Below are 15,032 nucleotides of genomic sequence, written 5' to 3'. Positions count from 1 at the left end.
CACTTTTGCTAGATATGGATGAATTGACGATTGGTTGTATGAATAGAAAAAATATGGAAAATGAAATTATAAATGAACGATTCCTTGGCACAATCTTCGGACAAGCTGTAGGAGATGCCTTGGGACTGAGCACGGAGTTTATGTCCAAGCAAGAGGTGGATCGTTTTTATCCTAATGGGATAGAGGACTATTCTCAAATCGTGCAGGATGATCATCGTCGTCGTTGGCAAAGAGGCGATTGGACTGATGATACCGACATGATGTTGTGCATCTTAGATTCCTTTGTGGCTTGTCAAAAGGTAGATATTCTTGATATTGCCAGAAGGTTTAAGGAATGGATGATGAACGGAGGCATGGGAATTGGCCGGCATACTTATAATGTAATGGCTCTTGGCGACTATACATCGAATCCACAGAAGGCTGCAGAGATTATCTGGAAAATGGGAAAGAAAAAAGCTGCAGCTAATGGAGCTGTCATGAGAACTTCGGTGGTAGGGCTTATGAAGGACAATGTGGCTAATAATGCAGAGAATATCTGTAAGCTAACTCATTATGATCCTCGCTGTGTGGGATCTTGCGTTATCGTTTCTTCTATCATACATGCTCTTGTCTTTGAAAACAGAATATTAGATTATGAAGATGTGATTGGCATTGCCAAACAATATGATGAACGAATCGTTCCATTTGTTGACTTGGCATATCATGAAGGTCTGGATTCTTTGTTTCTGGATGATGAAAAGAGTATGGGATATACGCTCAGAACTTTAGGGGCAGCCCTATGGGCTTATTGGCATGTAACCTCGTATAAAGAGGGTATCCTAAAGATTGTTTTATCAGGAGGAGATGCGGATACCAATGCAGCAGTAGCAGGAGCTATCCTGGGTGCTAAATTTGGAATAAACCCAATTCCTGAAGAATGGAAAGATGGTCTTCTCTATGCTTCTATGCTCTATAACAAGGTGCAGGAATTCTACGCAATGTATCGATAAAAACATATAAAAAGTACGAAATCTCTTGCGGGTTTCATGCTTTTAGTTTATCTTTGCACCAAATAGACTGCATTCGGCAATTTTAAAGCTGACTTTCATATTGTTCGTTTGCATAATTACTAGCTAAAAGAAAGGATTCGATAATGAATGTAATGCAATTGAATACTGATATTTATAATAGCTTGGGCGTACTTTCTAATGACGAGAGCTATTTGGAAAAAGCTGCACGTTATCTTAAAAAATTGGCACAAGCTAAAAGAAACGTGGAGAATGCAAAGGCTAAGGAAGAAGCCTTTGCTAGTATCAATCAGGCCTTTACGGAATTGAAGCTTCATCGCGAAGGAAAAATGGATTTTATTCCTGCGGAGGATTTGCTTAATGAGTTATAGGATAGAGGTTGCACCTGAGTTTGCCCGTAGATTGAAGAAATTAAGTAAGCGCTATAAGTCTATTAAGCAAGATTACGGAGATTTTTTGCATTCTCTTCAATCTAATCCTCTTCAAGGGGTAGATTTGGGTAAAGGGTTAAGAAAAATAAGAATGAGTATTGCTTCTAAAGGTAAAGGAAAAAGTGGTGGTGCTAGAGTTATTTCCTTTGTGGCAATCATGAATGAAGAGGATGGTTTTATAGAACTATTGACCATTTATGATAAATCAGAAATGGAATCTATCTCTGATAAAGAATTGTTGAATTTAATGAAACGGAACGGTTTGTTTTAGAGCATAATAACGCAGAATCCTGCCGGCATCACTGCCAGCAGGATTCACTTTCAAAAACCGAGCCTAAAAGTCTGCCTTGTAATTTCTATCTATGCAATATCTATTGTAACCTGAATAAGTCTAATTACCTTTAAAAACTAAATCCTATATATGAATAACGCTGCAAAATGAACTGTTCTTTGTTACCTAATTTGGCGGAATAAAAAACTGTCCTCATCTGATTCTACTTTTCAGATGAGGACATTTCCTGTTTTAGTCGACATGAAAATCAGTTTACGCATGCCTTTTCTCGTAGGCCAGGCTGTGGTCGTGCTTGTCGATGTCGTGTTTCGACTTGCTCTTGATAACCAGCCAAACGCCTGAGAAGACGAGGAGGGCGGCAAGAGCCTGCGTGCCTTTGAAGACTGCCAGGCCTACGAGCACGCTGACAGAAACAGAGACCAAGGGCTGCACATAATTGTATACCGAAACCACTGTGGGGCGGAGTGTCTTCTGACCTATCATCATCAGGATGTAGCCCAGATAAGTGCCGAAGAAGATGACGTAGCCCGTTTCCCACCATGCCGATATTGGCACCTCAGCCCATGGGATGGAAGCCACATGAGAGGCGGAGAAAGGCAGGATCATGACCGATGCCCAGGTGAACATCCACTTGTTGATGGTGAAGAGCGAATACTTTCCCACCAAGGGCTTGAAGAGCGACAGATAGAGCGCAAACGACAGTTGTGCGGCCATGCAGAGTAAGTCGCCCCAGATGTTTCCCACCTTGGCATTTCCCGCCGTGGCACTTGTCATGATGATGAGCACGGCACCGCTGCAGCCTAAGAGTACGCCAGCCACCTTCTTCCAGGTGATGGGCTCGCGGAGGATGAGGAACGACAGAATCATGGCGAAGATAGGCATCGATGTAGTCATGATGCTCGAATTGCTGGGCGAGGTGATGCTCAGTCCGATGGTGTAGCAGCACTGGTTGAATACCAGTCCGAAGAGTCCAGCTCCAGCCAACTTGATGATGTCGGTTGTAGGGATGTGCTCCCTGCGGGTGAAGAGTGAAGTGAGCCAAAAGAGGATGGCTCCGCCCAGAACGCGGAATGATACCATGTCGATGCCCTCGATGCCGTGTGTCATGGCATCCTTGCCTACAGGTGCCATCAGTCCCCAGAATGCGCCCGATCCAAAGAGACACAAGTGGGCTAAAAGTGGTTTGTTGTTACCCATTTTACCTTATTTAATATAAAAAATCGATGCAAAGGTACAAAATTTCGGTTAAAATGATTATATTTGCCCTAAGTTTTAGAGTTAAAGTAGATAAAAGTATAAACCTATGCAGAAATATGCCGATTATATCAAGCAGATAGAGATAGACTCTCTATGGAGTGGTACCAAGCACATACTTTGGAACCTCGACCGCAGGGTGAACATCCTGAGCGGTGTGAACGGAGTGGGAAAGAGCACCATTCTCAACAAGGTAGTGAAAGGCCTGAGTGCCGGGGGTGAGTTTCCAAGCCATCTGCTCAAGGGTGTTCATCTGAAGGTGGAGCCCGAGGAGGCTAAGTGGATTCGGTTTGACGTGATTCGTTCGGTCGACCGTCCGCTGCTCAACTCTGAGATGATCAGCAAGGTGGATCTTACGCTTGTCACCGAGCTCGACTGGCAGCTCTTCCAGTTGCAGCGCAAGTACCTCGACTATCAGGTGAACATCGGCAACCGTATCATTGCCGTGCTGCAGAGTGGCGAACCCGATGCTGCCCAGAAGGCTCAGGCGCTCAGCGAGCCCAAGAGGATGTTTCAGGACATCGTGGACGACCTGTTCCGCGAGACGGGCAAGACCATCATCCGCACTGCCAACGAGATCAAGTTCAACCAGATCGGCGAGGTGCTGCAGCCTTATCAGCTGTCGGCAGGCGAGAAGCAGATGCTTGCCATTCTGCTCACTGTGCTGGTGGAAGACAATCAGTCCTATGTGCTCTTCATGGACGAGCCTGAGATCAGTCTTCACTTTGAATGGCAGAAGCAGCTTATCTCCTTGGTGCTGAAGTTGAACCCCAACATTCAGATTATCATGACAACCCACAGTCCTGCTGTGGTCATGGACGGCTGGACCGACCGTGTGACTGAGGTGAACGACATAACGATTAAGTGATGTTTTAGTGTTTAATGTTTAGTGTTTAATTGTTCTGCTTATGGCTAAACGTTTAACCGATAATATCAATTCGCAATACTTCGAGGCCATCAACAAGATGACTCCGAAGAAAGCCCGGCGCAGAATAGTAGTCTACGTCGAGAGCTACGACGATGTGTTCTTCTGGCGCTCGGTGCTTGGCCGTTATGAGGACGATAAACTAACTTTCGATATCATGCTGCCTTCGCGCAACCAGCATCTCGACAGGGGCAAGAAGGCTGCCATCTCCAATATGCTCAAGGGCGTGGGCAGAGACATGATAGCCTGTGTGGATGCCGACTACGACTATATTCTGCAAGGCGCTACGGAGATGTCGAGACAGATGTTGGAGAATCCCTACATCTTTCATACTTATGCCTACGCGATAGAAAACTTCCAGTGTTATGCCAAGGGATTGCACGAGACCTGTGTGATGGTGACGCTCAACGACCATCGCATTTTCAACTTTGAGCGCTTCCTGCAGTCTTATTCCCAAACCATCTGGCCTCTCTTTGTATGGCATGTTGTCTTTCTGCAGCGCCGCAAGATGACGATGCACTTCGATATGTGCGAGTTCAACAAGGTGGTGGTGCTTCCCTCAGTACACATTCAGAATCCGAAGTGGGCGATAGAGTATCTGAGCAAGAAGGTGAGGGCGAAGATGTTCCAGCTGGAGCGCCGTTTTCCCAAACTCAAGGATGCCTTGCCTGAGACGGAGCGGATGTTGCGCGACTTGGGAATCAACGACAACAATACTTATCTTTACATCCAGGGTCATCATCTTTTCGACCTGGTAGTGAGTCCGGTGGTGCAGACGGTGTGCGACATTCTGCGCAATGAGCAGGAGAACGACATCCGCGACCGTGCTGTTCACAGCGAACAGGCACGCACCGAAATAGCTTGCTACGAGAACAGCCTCGGCAAGGTGAAGATGATGATGAAGAAAAATACCTACTATCAGTTCTCTCCGGAATTCCAGAAGATCCTGGCGGACGTGGAAAGATATTTGGAAAAATTGATATGAAGAAGATAGCTAATATCGGTAGATGTTAACTGAATCAGGGCGAACGCATTTTGATGCGTCCGCCCTGGCTATATTGTCAACGACATATATTGCTTCTTCGACCGACTTCTGATGCTTGTTTCAAAAACTTCTAGCCTTTATTCGAAGAGGCTAAATATGGCTTGGATGATCCAGCCTATAATCATAAAGACAATTTGGAGGAGACTAATAATGATAAAGCCTCCAAGAATGATTATAATGAAACCAATTAAAAACCAAAACATGTCTTGTCTTATTTGTATGGTTAACGATATTTGTTCGCCTTATACATTCGCTGTATCTCACATTGCTTTTTGATGTAGTCGGAAAATAATTCCATTTCGGCAGAGACTTCCTGGATTTTCTTCATGATGTTGTGTTCGAAGTTGTCTTGGAAGTTGTCGTAGTTGTCATCATTCCATACACTGTTTACAGTTTGGAGCTGCTGCCCCAGTCGGGAGAAAATCTCTAATGTTTGTGCGCTCACGTTGGCGATGTTCTTACCGAATTGTTCAACCATGTCAATGTTGAGCATAGAACTGTCATTTGCCATAATTTTTTGTATTTTAATTGATTAATATTGCATTGAATAGATACTGTGCGTCAGGTAAGAGGAATGGTGTGAAGAGCATCGGTTGTTCGCCATCTGGATAATAGTAGGCACGTAAGTGCTCATTGTCATCGCTCAACGACTGTACGTCGATGTCTTCCCCGAAGCGGAGTGGTGCAAGATGCTTATTTTCACTCCTTAGGATAACTCTATGTTTGAACAATCCTATTGCCTCTTTTCCGAACTCATCGAAGAGAATGTTGCCAGGCTTGTCTACTTGCATCAACACGTGAACATGATGCTTCGGTCCTTCGTCTAAGATGTACTTCAGTGCCTCTTGGTATTTCTTGACCTTGCTTCCATCAGTTATGTTGTTTGCTCCTAAATCAGGTAATGGGTCGAAAGAAAGCATTTCCAAGCCGCCTACTGCCGGTTTAATCTCCGTGGCTTTCTTTTCTTCCACCAGCAAGCTGTTTCTCTTCATTTCACTGAAACGATCTTGTCCAAGAATGGTGAGAATCAAATTTGGTGCCGTGTCGCGGTAGATGTCGTCTGCTATCATTTTCAGATACTTGCCTCCTTCCGACTGCTGGATTATCTTGCAGTATGCTCGCTTTTCGAGTTCTGCCAGCAATGGCTTGCATTGTGACATGGGATTGTTGGTGCAATCTAATACGATGAAATTGCAAGGTGTGTTGGACTGCTCATAATATGCCATGAGGGATACGAGCGCATTGATGGCTGTAGCGGTGGCTTGCTCCTGGCGATTTGCACCCCAAACAATGATGTTCTCGCTGAAGTCTTGTGTCAGTGTGATAGCTGTGCTTTGCTGCTTGAGACCGATGCTGCGACCTATGGTTGCAACTGGTGCGCCATAACTCTGTGTCTTGGCAGACTGCAAATCTTCTGTTTGCAGGTGATAGATAGAAGAACCACTGAAATAAGCCTCTCCATTGCTTTGCTTGGTAGTTGATTTCTCGCGAGCTTTCTCTATGGCATCGGCGAGTTCTTCGTCTGTGGCATAGAAGGTTTGTACCTTGCTCTGCAACTCACGCTTGTGGTAATAGCAGGCTTGACCTGTTGGTTGCTTGCTGGTTAGCTTATCACTGTCAGGGACAAGTTTGTTTGAGTCGGATGCTGCACTCATCAGCAAGAAACATTCTGTAAGGTTCTTCAATATTTGTCCAGATATATCTGTCTCGTCGAGTTGTTGGGTCGCAAGAAGCATGTGGATACCTTGGCTACGTCCTTGTGTGGCGATGACATTGAGAATCTCGGAGATTTCTCTTTGGATAGCCATTCCATAGGAATTGGATGTTGGCTTAGCAAACATCACTTGGCATTCGTCTGCCACAAATAGAATCTGTGGAAGTCTGGATGTCGGATTTTTCTTGTTGTAACCATCGATGTTGTTGACTGCATTGTCTCGCCATAGTTTTACACGTCTTTTGTTCTCTTCCTGCAACTCTCGTAGAACTTCTAAAGTCATCTGAGGGTCAGAATTGTCAACCAGTAACGCCTTTACATGCTTTACACCACGATAGCGGTTGAATTCTACTCCCTTGAAGTCCATCAAGTAGAGCATCAAGTCTTCTGGTGCATATTTCAGTATGGCGGCACTGATGATGTTGTTCAGTAAGACAGACTTACCAGAACCTGACTGTCCAAGAATGAATCCATGGATATAATCACCAGAGTTGAATCGCAAGGTAACAGGATGTTTGTCTTCTGTGTCGAGTCCTACGGTTATGCTGATTTCTGATGTTACATCCGTATATTCGCTATGAGATATAGAGGCATAGTCTGCCTTTAGCACCTGTCGTGTACCCTTTTCGTTGATACGTTTGTTGAAATCAACACGAAATGCATCTGCCAGTGCAGGATGCTCAGCGATAGGAGTGTGTTTTACCGTTAGGTTGTTTCGAATTCCACTGAGAGTCTGTAAACTGATATTTGTTACAGTTTCACTGGTGAGAATGTCTACTGCATCCTCTTTTAATTTCGGAGCATCAGAGTTGTGCATCACAATAAAGTATATGCCACCCTTTGCTCCATTCTCAAACAGAGGTTGTAGTTCTGCATTCACATTTTCATAGCGTGCAGGATAGTCGTTCAATACGACAACTTCGTATGGCATGACGATTTCTTGGTGCTTTTCGTTATACCTTGCGATGTCACCATATTTGCCCATCACCATCTGCATACGTTCTCTTAGACGCTTGATGCAATCTCGTGCGGCAGCTTCGTCCATAATGACATTACCATTATAGATTGTTTCATCGTAGCCAACTGTAACAAAGTCTGCCATGCCACTCATCATCTGGTCGAAGATGTTGAATCTGATTTTTCCAGGAGCGAAGCATAGCAGCATATTCTGCATCAGTGCGGTAAGTTGTCTTTTAGCAACAGACTGTAGTTCACCGTTATAGTTGATGACAAAGTTTTGCTTTCTATATCCGTCGTTCTGCCACTTTACATAAGTTGGAGTAACAAATGGTTCTCCATTGATATAATCAATGGCAGCGATATTGTCTGGAATGATAGGGGCGGTATATCGTTTATTGGCATCTAATGCTATTCGATTGATGGTTCTTCTTACCTCTTCGTCCGACATACTATCAATAAAGTTGTATTGCAGAAGTTCTGGGGCAGAATCACGCATAGCATTAAATAAGGAAACAGTGCGTTCTCTAACGGCTTTGGCACGCTCGTTGTATTCTGCCTCATTTTCAGTATCAATGCTTGAGAGGTCAAGAGCATAAGCTCCCATCAAAGCTTGTATGTAATTTAATGTCTCCATTGGTTCTTTCGTTATCTGTTCTTTACTGGTCGTATGACCATCTGCATAGCCTTGGCTATGCTAAACAGGTTTCCTGTATATTGGCTAAACTCCAAATACATGGCACGGTCGGCATATTGTGCATCCGAAGTGTCGCTCCAATAGCGTCCAGCCATTCCATAAGAATCATATTGCTGAGCAACACACGAACCACCAGCTGGTAGGAATATGTTGTTGCCGTTGGCTGCCACTATTTGGAATCCTGGCATACCATTGATTACTGTCCATGTCCATTGGCAATTCTGCATCAGTTCGGTCATTTCCTGTTGGGTAGGAAGTCTCCAATCTTCCCCCCACATATTGATAGCTTCTTTCTTGCTTGTCCATGCTGCATAAATACCTGGTTGCTCACTGCTACGAGCACCTATGTTGTGGGAAGCCCAGAGTACAGACAATCCGAGGTCTACAGGTTCTGTGCTTCCTCGTCTTATTCTTTCTTCTGCAAGTTCTTTGGCTTTACGTTCGGCTTCCTGTTGAAGTCTTGTGCGTTCGGTCTCTTCCTTAGCCTTTCTCTCTGCTTCTTGTTTTCGGATAAGCCACAATGGTGTTATGTTGACCTCTTTGTCAAAGACGCTTTTTTCGGTAGCGCATGGCTTCAAGGCGAAGGACAATGATTGTCCCCCGCTTTGAGCATTGATGATTATGTTTTCTAAATCTGATAAATAGCTATTCATATCCTTGTATGTTTATAGCGTTGGTGGTACTCCTGGAGGTGTTGGTGGGGTAGGAGGTACGGCCGATGTTGGTGGAGGTGGTGTTTGGGGAGCATTCAAGATGGATGCTACCTCTGGAACTTGAATTGCAGGTGTCCAGTTGATACCTTCCTTCCACACCAAAGTCTGTGCGGTAAGTCCTCCTGTTCTCACCATTTCTTTCAGCATATTGTAGTCGAATGGTCCTTGTGTCTGACCACCGATGGCTACATAGATGCTCACCTGTGGTATCTGTGGTGGAACTTGTGGGGCAGGTGGAGGAGTAGGGGTGCCTGAGTTGATGCCACCACTCATGTTGATGCCAGAAGGTTGACCGATTTGTGCGGCAGGTTTAGGTCCGCTAATGCCATTGATGCCCGAAGGATTGAAGCCTCCTACAGGTTGCCCCATGTTAGGCATGCCACCCATTGCCATTCTGCCGCTTTTCTGCATCTCGTCGATTTGAGCATTGTAAGCCTTTTCGCCAAGATCGCGCTGGATGCGCATCTTCTCACCACGGTCTTTGATGTCCTGGGCACGCATCTGTCTATCCATGTCGAGGTTTGCACCACGGTTGTATAGGTCCTGCTTTTGGGTCTCTCGCATGGCATCGATGTTGAGCTGTGACTGAGCTTTCATCTGGTCCATGTTAATCTTATGCTGGGTCTGAGACATTTCTGCAGCTTGTCCTTGTGTTAATGCTCGGAGTTGCTTGTAGCTTTCGTCATCTGCATCATACTCGATGGCATTGAGGTCTACAGCACGCACGTTGATAGCGAAATCTATAGCCAGTCTCTGTTTGAGATACTGATTCAGAATCTCTCCTATCTCCAGTATCTTCTTTTCCATCTGTACGACAGGGATGCTGTGGTCTGTTGGAATGTTGCTTACCACAGACTTTACATATTTTATTACAGCATCCTTTATCTTCTTTTGAAATGCTTCCATGTCAAAGCCTACAAGTCGATGCATCCGAATGAATCCTTTGTAGTCTTCTATATTGAAATTGATAGAACCACGTACAGCCACAGGTACATTGAGATCTGGATAACGTGGGTCGTTAACGCCAAAGTATGGAACGGCAAAGCGTACTACGTTACTGCCAGCAAGGTTGATGAAAAACACTTCGCTGAGGTCTTCGCTGGCTGTCGTGTTAGCCGGTCCTTCGATTGTTGTCTGTGAAGAGCCTACCAATACAGCCACCTCGCCATCTTTCACAATGATGGAAGTGCCGCTTTTTACGGCACCTCCTTGATATTTCCAGATGAGGAACTCCGCCTCATCGCAGCGGACAATAGTCTGACTATCATTTCCGCCTAGTATTTTACTAAAGAATCCCATTGATAGGTATGTGTTATGAAAGCTTTATAAAAACAGTTTTGAATCTATTGGCATTTTCAGAGATGACATCTACATAGTAAGATAACATATTGTAATTGGCAATATGTATATCAAAACTATTAAGTTCTATAGAGGCCTCTAATGCAGTTTCATTAATGACAGTGTCTAATAATTCTGTAATTACTGAGGCATTTTGCTCTCCGATTTCTTCTTTTTGCTTAGAATCAACAAATCTATATTCAAATCTCATAATAAATATTTACTTTTAAAATCCTAATGGTAAGCTATTCAGGAAGAACTATTTCTGGGTACTCGAATGCTTCAGGCACTTCTTTCCCAGCCTGTTCATATGCTTGACCTACTCTTTTGGCATATTCTTGTTTGTATTCTATGAATCTATCTCGATATGTTCGCTCTCCTGTAAAGAAATTGCCATCTCCTCCTGTCCAATGAATTTTCATTAAAGCAGCTCCAGCTTCCTCGCAATTGTCTTTATTTGGAATAGGCAATTCATCAATTTTAGAGCTAAGTTCCTTACAGAGAGATTCTGCTTGACCGACTTTATATTCATTAAGTCCCCAACCTCCAAGGCCGAGAATGGCAATGATTGCTATAATAAGCAATGATTTATGGTTTGCTATAAATTTGCTAGATGAAAATTTGGTCGCATTTTGAACCAACAACTGTAACTGAGGATCATCAGGAAAACTTGCCTGGGCTTTCAATATGCATTCCTTTAATTTCGCATCATATGCTGGTGGTAAATAATAAGCACTTTCGTTCTCATTTGATGTTGTTACTTTTGTCTTTGGAGACAATGCTGCAATGAACTCTAAAAGATCCTCTTTTGCTGTAGGAACAGGAAAGTTTCTAATAATATTAGCCATTGCTTCGCCTCTGTCAGACTCATCTTCGTATGAGGCATGTACCAAAACCTCAAGTTTGTTCGCTAACTTTTCTGCGGAAGAATTTGCCTTGACGTTAGTAAAGACATAACCACATTCCTTACACTTCACGGCACCAGCCTCAATCGGAGCTCCGCAATGAGGGCACTTCACGATGTTCCCACGTTTTTCGGTAGCTGGAATTGCAGGACTTGCTGACTTCTTCATTTTAGCAAGGCGACCATCTACCACAATCATGACCTCATCTGGGTCCTCTCCACAAGCGAGTGCTCGCTTGCGAAGTACGGCACGTTCTTGGTCTGTTACTACACCATCAGCAAGTACGCTGTCAATAAGTTCTTCTAATTCTTTTGAATACATAGTTACAACAATATGTCCTATGGCTCCAATTCAGACGGTTAAAGATTGGGTTATGTGCCAATATGCACGAAAAAGCGTGAAGCCTATTGTTGCTTGCTCCACCTTTGAGGCCTTAGGACTTGCCTTTCACGTCAGAACAAGCAACGAGACCCCACGCCGATATGTATAGATACACTCCCATAGAGTCAGCCCCATAGAGCTGACTTATGGAAGGTATGTATGTACATACCCATAGGCATCATCGTTGCGAGGTTCTTTGACGTGAGATTTGGAGTGTCCTAAGTTCCAAAGGTCAAAAACCAAGCGCCAATAACGCTTTTCTTATGTTTGCCCTCTACCAACCGTCACTTTTTCAAGCGACTTCGGCGTAGGGCTATTTACAGTCGCCATACTTTTAGTACAGAACTGTTTTGCAAAAATAATAAAAGCTATTGAAATAAGCAAAAAAAATACCGAATAATTATAGAAATAGAGGCAAAATCCTATTTAGGTAGAATGAAATGACTTTTTTATCCTATATACCTTATATGCTTGATTCTGAAATAATGTTGGAGGGATGTAATGTAATCCAAAAGCAGCCCACACTACTTTGAGATGCAGTTTTAGGGGTACAAAGATTTATGAGGCCTTCTGCGATATAGGATAGATAAAAAAAGTAAAGGTAGAAAAGGTAAAAAGGTAAAAGGGTAAAAAAGTATAAGGGTAAAAAGGATTTTTAAAGGTAAAAAAGTAAATACTTTATCAGCAAGAAGGCTCTTTTTACCTTTTTACTTTTTTACCTTTAGAAATCCTTTTTACCTTTAAAAATTACACGTATGTCTCGAGGAACTTCAATGTTCCCTCTACCTTCAAAGTCTGGGTAGAGGCAGGAATCACAATGCTTTCTCCGCCTTGTAAGGTGATGGTGTTGCCCTCGTTGTCGGTGATGGTGGCTTGGCCCTTCAGGCCGATGAGAATCACGAAACTGTCGAGTTCAGAGTAATCGAGCGTCATAGGTTCGTCGAGATCGTAGACAGTGGTGTAAAAATAAGGGCAGCGCACGATGCTGACACCCTGATTCTTCACAGGTTTGTATTCCTGTCGATAATTGGACAGCACGGTGTAGTCGATGCACTCGGCAGCTTCCTTGGTGTGCAGCTGTCGGTAGTTGCCGTCCTTGTCCTTGCGCTTGAAGTCGTAGATGCGGTAAGTCACGTCGCAGGTTTGCTGTATCTCTGCCACGAAGCAACCCGTTCCGATGGTGTGTATTCTGCCTGCAGGGATAAAGAAGCAGTCGTCCTCCTTCACCTTGTATTGTGCCAGGACATCTGTAATGGTGCCGTTCTCTACCATCTGCTTGTACTCTTCGGGTGTGATCTTCATTTTCAGACCGTTGTATAGCTTGGCCTCGGGATCGCATGGCAGGGCATACCACATCTCTGTCTTTCCGCGCTCCTTGCCTTGCTTGTGCGCTATCTCGTCGTTGGGGTGCACCTGAATGGAGAGGTCGGTGTTGGCATCGATAAACTTGATGAGCAGCGGAAACTCATTGCCGAATCGCTGATAGTTCTCCTTGCCTAAGAAACGGTCTTTCTGTTCGGCGACCACTTCGTTGAGGCTTTTGCCTTTCATCTCGCCGTCAGCCACGATGCTTTCGTTGCCTGGCACGCCAGAGATTTCCCAGCTCTCGCCTACTTTCTCCTGCTGCAGGTTGAGATGCTTGAAGTTGATTATCTTGTTGCCACCCCAGATGGTAGACTTCAGTAAGGGCTCAAATTTTAATGGTTTCATTGTGTCAGTAATTTATAGCCAAATAGAATAATTTTTTTTACTCTTTTGCTTTTTAGCTCCACACTTGTTATAGTTGAGTATTTACTATACAAATAACGAGCGGAGTACACTTATTTTTTTATGTCATGTTGATTTTATTTTTTACCTTTTTACTTTTTTACCTTTTCCCTTTTTAATTCTCCTTCCAGAAGGCTGGTGTGAAGATCACGAGTACGGTAAAGATTTCCAGACGGCCGATAAGCATCATGAGCGAACAGAACCACTTGGCCAGATCGGGCAGTTCGCTCCACGACATGGTGGGTCCAATCTCTGTTCCCAAGGTTGGTCCTACGTTTCCCACGCAACTCAGCGTGATGGTGATGGCATTGGTGTTGTCGATTCCCATCGCTATCATCGTAAACGAGATGATGACGCAGATGATGAGGTAGATGGTGAGGAACGCCAGCAGCGTGACGCGTTTCTGCATGGGCACGTTCACCCCGTCGATCTTGAGCGGCAGCACGGCGTTGGGGTGCAATATCTGTCGGAACTCATTCTTCACCATGCGCAGCAGGATGACGCCACGGATGCATTTCAGTCCACCGCTCGTACTGCCCGAGCAGGCACCGATAAACATACACATCGACAGCACCACCCATGTGACGTGAGGCCAGAGTGCGGCATCGTCGTTGAAGAGACCAGTGGTCGTGATAAACGAAACCACCTGGAAGATGGCGCTGCGGAAGGCGTGCTCTATATCGTAGTTGCGCATCACGATGAGCTCAACCATAATGAAGATGCTGAAGACCGTGACGAGGAAGATGTAGAATCGGAACTCGGAGTTGCGGAACAGTTCCTTGATCTTAAACTTGATGACGGCGGCATAGAGCAGTGTGAAGTTGACACCCGATAGGAAACAGAAGAACGTACAGATGTATTCGAGCGATGGCGAATGGAAGAACTCGGTACTGGTGTTGTGGGTGGAGAAGCCTCCCGTTGCCGTTGTCGTCATGGCATAGTTGAAACTGTCGAAAAGTCCCATTCCCGCCACATAATACGACAGAATGCAGGCGATGGTGAGCATGAGATAGATGCTCCAAATCCACTTTGCCGATGTGGAGATACGTGGATGCAACTTGGTCTTGATAGGGCCTGTGGCTTCGGCGGCAAACACCTTGGTCTGTCCGCCTACGAGCGATGGCAGCAGGGCGATGGTGAAGAACACGATACCCAGTCCGCCTATCCACTGTGTGAGTGATCGCCAGAACAGCAGTCCGTGCGGAAAGCACTCCACGTCGTCGAGTATGGTGGCTCCGGTGGTGGTGAATCCCGACATCGTCTCGAAGTAGGCATCGGTGAAGTGGTTGATGTAGCCGCTCACCATGAAGGGCAGCGTGCCGAAGAGGCTGAAGATAATCCACGATAGCGAGACAACGAGATAGGCGTCGCGTCGCGACATGGAGTTGTCGGCTCCGTGTCCTCGCCATTTCAGGATGAGTCCTCCGCCAATGGTGGTCAGCGTTGCCACGATGAAGGCAAAGATGTCTTCCTGCTGATAGTAGACAGCTACCAGCAGACTGAGCAGCAGCAGTGAAGCCTCAATGAAGAGCAACTGCCCCAGAACCTTGTATATCAGTTTCCAGTTGATCATTCTTTCTGTTCAAGTTTTCTCAAGTGAGGGAAG

Annotated in this window: 14 protein-coding genes; 5 read left to right on the top strand and 9 right to left on the bottom strand. The window is 44.9% G+C overall.

All coding sequences use genetic code 11. The annotated features are described in order from the left end of the window. The first annotated feature begins 14 nt into the window (after window positions 1-14). From F7D20_RS01240 to F7D20_RS01230, 3 genes are all read left to right on the top strand, one after another. Window positions 15-989, top strand: a complete 975-nt coding sequence (locus tag F7D20_RS01240) for an ADP-ribosylglycohydrolase family protein (protein WP_158462443.1) — start codon at window positions 15-17, stop codon at window positions 987-989. Between the two features lie 143 nt (window positions 990-1,132). Continuing rightward, the gene (locus tag F7D20_RS01235) at window positions 1,133-1,378 is read left to right on the top strand and encodes a hypothetical protein (RefSeq protein WP_158462442.1); all 246 of its coding nucleotides are present in this window, start codon (window positions 1,133-1,135) and stop codon (window positions 1,376-1,378) included. Beyond that, window positions 1,368-1,709 (top strand): type II toxin-antitoxin system RelE/ParE family toxin, encoded by a 342-nt coding sequence (locus F7D20_RS01230; protein WP_158462441.1) that lies wholly within the window; start codon window positions 1,368-1,370, stop codon window positions 1,707-1,709. The genes F7D20_RS01235 and F7D20_RS01230 overlap by 11 nt, the downstream gene beginning before the upstream one ends. A 273-nt stretch (window positions 1,710-1,982) precedes the next feature. Here F7D20_RS01230 and F7D20_RS01225 read toward each other — a convergent pair whose 3' ends face one another. After that, window positions 1,983-2,927, bottom strand: coding sequence for a DMT family transporter (locus F7D20_RS01225; RefSeq protein WP_158462440.1), 945 nt, complete (start codon window positions 2,925-2,927; stop codon window positions 1,983-1,985). 106 nt (window positions 2,928-3,033) lie between these two features. Between F7D20_RS01225 and F7D20_RS01220 the strand changes: the two genes are divergently transcribed. Beyond that, window positions 3,034-3,852, top strand: a complete 819-nt coding sequence (locus F7D20_RS01220) for an AAA family ATPase (RefSeq protein WP_022251258.1) — start codon at window positions 3,034-3,036, stop codon at window positions 3,850-3,852. Window positions 3,853-3,892: 40 nt separating this feature from the next. Beyond that, window positions 3,893-4,894 (top strand): DUF4435 domain-containing protein, encoded by a 1,002-nt coding sequence (locus tag F7D20_RS01215; RefSeq protein ID WP_158462439.1) that lies wholly within the window; start codon window positions 3,893-3,895, stop codon window positions 4,892-4,894. A gap of 283 nt (window positions 4,895-5,177) precedes the next feature. Here F7D20_RS01215 and F7D20_RS01210 read toward each other — a convergent pair whose 3' ends face one another. The 8 genes from F7D20_RS01210 to F7D20_RS01175 all read right to left on the bottom strand — a co-directional run bounded on the left by F7D20_RS01210 (window position 5,178) and on the right by F7D20_RS01175 (window position 14,999). Then, complete coding sequence (locus tag F7D20_RS01210; RefSeq protein ID WP_158462438.1) at window positions 5,178-5,465, bottom strand: hypothetical protein; 288 nt, start codon at window positions 5,463-5,465, stop codon at window positions 5,178-5,180. Between the two features lie 13 nt (window positions 5,466-5,478). Then, window positions 5,479-8,262, bottom strand: a complete 2,784-nt coding sequence (locus F7D20_RS01205) for an FtsK/SpoIIIE domain-containing protein (protein ID WP_158462437.1) — start codon at window positions 8,260-8,262, stop codon at window positions 5,479-5,481. An 11-nt stretch (window positions 8,263-8,273) separates the two neighbouring features. Next, entirely contained in the window at window positions 8,274-8,975 is a 702-nt protein-coding gene (locus F7D20_RS01200; RefSeq protein ID WP_158462436.1) for an Lcl domain-containing protein, read from the bottom strand. Between the two features lie 12 nt (window positions 8,976-8,987). Further along, window positions 8,988-10,334, bottom strand: a complete 1,347-nt coding sequence (locus F7D20_RS01195) for an SPFH domain-containing protein (RefSeq protein WP_158462435.1) — start codon at window positions 10,332-10,334, stop codon at window positions 8,988-8,990. 13 nt (window positions 10,335-10,347) lie between these two features. Further along, the gene (locus F7D20_RS01190; protein ID WP_158462434.1) at window positions 10,348-10,584 is read right to left on the bottom strand and encodes a hypothetical protein; all 237 of its coding nucleotides are present in this window, start codon (window positions 10,582-10,584) and stop codon (window positions 10,348-10,350) included. A gap of 34 nt (window positions 10,585-10,618) precedes the next feature. Next, on the bottom strand, window positions 10,619-11,599 hold the full coding sequence (locus F7D20_RS01185) for a zinc ribbon domain-containing protein (protein ID WP_158462433.1): 981 nt from the start codon (window positions 11,597-11,599) through the stop codon (window positions 10,619-10,621). Window positions 11,600-12,406: 807 nt separating this feature from the next. Continuing rightward, on the bottom strand, window positions 12,407-13,369 hold the full coding sequence (locus F7D20_RS01180; RefSeq protein WP_158462432.1) for a type I phosphomannose isomerase catalytic subunit: 963 nt from the start codon (window positions 13,367-13,369) through the stop codon (window positions 12,407-12,409). 172 nt (window positions 13,370-13,541) lie between these two features. After that, entirely contained in the window at window positions 13,542-14,999 is a 1,458-nt protein-coding gene (locus F7D20_RS01175) for a TrkH family potassium uptake protein (RefSeq protein WP_158462431.1), read from the bottom strand. Between the last annotated feature and the right edge of the window lie 33 nt (window positions 15,000-15,032).

This window comes from Segatella copri, assembly GCF_009495355.1.
In the GTDB taxonomy this organism is placed as follows: domain Bacteria; phylum Bacteroidota; class Bacteroidia; order Bacteroidales; family Bacteroidaceae; genus Prevotella.
The sequence above is the reverse complement of the archived record's forward strand: the minus strand, read 5'-3'. Positions and strand labels throughout refer to the sequence as shown.

Bases quoted from the DNA above. Each gene is read 5' to 3' on its own strand.
- F7D20_RS01180 (WP_158462432.1), bottom strand. From the start codon at position 13,369: ATGAAACCATTAAAATTTGAGCCCTTACTGAAGTCTACCATCTGGGGT.
- F7D20_RS01225 (WP_158462440.1), bottom strand. From the start codon at position 2,927: ATGGGTAACAACAAACCACTTTTAGCCCACTTGTGTCTCTTTGGATCG.
- F7D20_RS01240 (WP_158462443.1), top strand. From the start codon at position 15: ATGGATGAATTGACGATTGGTTGTATGAATAGAAAAAATATGGAAAAT.
- F7D20_RS01205 (WP_158462437.1), bottom strand. From the start codon at position 8,262: ATGGAGACATTAAATTACATACAAGCTTTGATGGGAGCTTATGCTCTT.
- F7D20_RS01190 (WP_158462434.1), bottom strand. From the start codon at position 10,584: ATGAGATTTGAATATAGATTTGTTGATTCTAAGCAAAAAGAAGAAATC.
- F7D20_RS01175 (WP_158462431.1), bottom strand. From the start codon at position 14,999: ATGATCAACTGGAAACTGATATACAAGGTTCTGGGGCAGTTGCTCTTC.
- F7D20_RS01195 (WP_158462435.1), bottom strand. From the start codon at position 10,334: ATGGGATTCTTTAGTAAAATACTAGGCGGAAATGATAGTCAGACTATT.
- F7D20_RS01215 (WP_158462439.1), top strand. From the start codon at position 3,893: ATGGCTAAACGTTTAACCGATAATATCAATTCGCAATACTTCGAGGCC.
- F7D20_RS01185 (WP_158462433.1), bottom strand. From the start codon at position 11,599: ATGTATTCAAAAGAATTAGAAGAACTTATTGACAGCGTACTTGCTGAT.
- F7D20_RS01210 (WP_158462438.1), bottom strand. From the start codon at position 5,465: ATGGCAAATGACAGTTCTATGCTCAACATTGACATGGTTGAACAATTC.
- F7D20_RS01220 (WP_022251258.1), top strand. From the start codon at position 3,034: ATGCAGAAATATGCCGATTATATCAAGCAGATAGAGATAGACTCTCTA.
- F7D20_RS01230 (WP_158462441.1), top strand. From the start codon at position 1,368: ATGAGTTATAGGATAGAGGTTGCACCTGAGTTTGCCCGTAGATTGAAG.
- F7D20_RS01235 (WP_158462442.1), top strand. From the start codon at position 1,133: ATGAATGTAATGCAATTGAATACTGATATTTATAATAGCTTGGGCGTA.
- F7D20_RS01200 (WP_158462436.1), bottom strand. From the start codon at position 8,975: ATGAATAGCTATTTATCAGATTTAGAAAACATAATCATCAATGCTCAA.